This window comes from Psychrobacter sp. NPDC078929, from assembly GCF_050267985.1.
In the GTDB taxonomy this organism is placed as follows: Bacteria; Pseudomonadota; Gammaproteobacteria; order Pseudomonadales; family Moraxellaceae; genus Psychrobacter.
On the sequence record NZ_JBNNFX010000065.1, the window covers coordinates 1 to 1,058 of the forward strand.

Below are 1,058 nucleotides of genomic sequence, written 5' to 3' on the forward strand. Positions count from 1 at the left end.
GGGGAGAAGCAAAATGACTAAGTCTAATCATTTTCCCGAGCAACCCCCTGAAACAAAAGGCAATCGAACAATGAAAAAAAGCCAAATTAGAATATGGTTTTTGATCCCGCTGATCATCTTTGCTGCTGTTATGGTTATGCTTTATTTTCGTTTGGGGCAGCCGACTGATATCGTTACCAATACGGCACTTGAGCGTCCAGTACCACCTTTTGAGCTGCCGCTATTGTCAGATACCAGTCGTATCATGACCAATGATAACTTACCTGATGAGCCCTTTTTAATGAATATCTGGGGCTCTTGGTGTCCTACTTGTATCATTGAGCATCCTTTTTTGATGCAACTAGAAGAGCGTGGTGTCAATTTGGTTGGTGTGAATTATAAAGACGATATTGGTGATGCTTTCGGTTATCTGAACCGAGGCGGTGATCCCTTTTCGATGTCTATTCAGGATTTGTCCGGCCAGTTTGCCTTGGACTTAGGGTTGACGGGTGCGCCTGAGACTTTCACTGTCGATGGTGAAGGCGTTATTCGCCAGCACATTGTTGGTGAGATTAACGAGAGTAACTGGCAAGATCGTATTGAGCCTTGCTTAACGGTACTCAATGATGCCAATGATAATAACGTCAGTCCAGATGCGATTCAGGTTGAAGAGGTGTGCAAATGATAGCCCTTTCAATAAAGGCCGTTACGATAAAAGTAGCGAGCTTAATACTTGCCTGTCTCCTAAGTGTGACCAGCTATGCGGCGATTGACGTCTATGATTTTGATTCTGTCCAACAAGAAGCACAATACCGAGGATTGATCGAAGAGCTACGTTGCCCGAAATGCCAAAACCAAAACTTGGCCGGCTCTGATGCACCGATCGCTCAAGATTTAAAGCAAAAAACCTACGATATGGTAAAAGACGGTCGTAGTGATGGTGAGATTCGCGCTTATATGCAAGAGCGCTACGGCGATTTTATCAGCTACAAGCCGCCTGTACGTCCATCGACATGGATTTTATGGTTTTTTCCGCCATTGCTACTGATCGTATTATTGATAGGGTGGTTTTGGCAAAG

2 protein-coding genes are annotated in these 1,058 nt (G+C 44.4%); both read left to right on the plus strand.

Translation table 11 applies throughout. The annotated features are described in order from the left end of the window. The first annotated feature begins 13 nt into the window (after positions 1–13). Positions 14–664 (plus strand): DsbE family thiol:disulfide interchange protein, encoded by a 651-nt coding sequence (locus ACQKCG_RS13965; protein WP_101205927.1) that lies wholly within the window; start codon positions 14–16, stop codon positions 662–664. Then, a partial coding sequence (locus tag ACQKCG_RS13970) for a cytochrome c-type biogenesis protein (protein WP_427585502.1) occupies positions 661–1,058 on the plus strand: 398 nt, incomplete at its 3' end. The genes ACQKCG_RS13965 and ACQKCG_RS13970, both read left to right, overlap by 4 nt.

Excerpts from the sequence above, each read along its gene's own strand:
- ACQKCG_RS13965 (WP_101205927.1), top strand. The coding sequence starts at position 14 with ATGACTAAGTCTAATCATTTTCCCGAGCAACCCCCTGAAACAAAAGGC.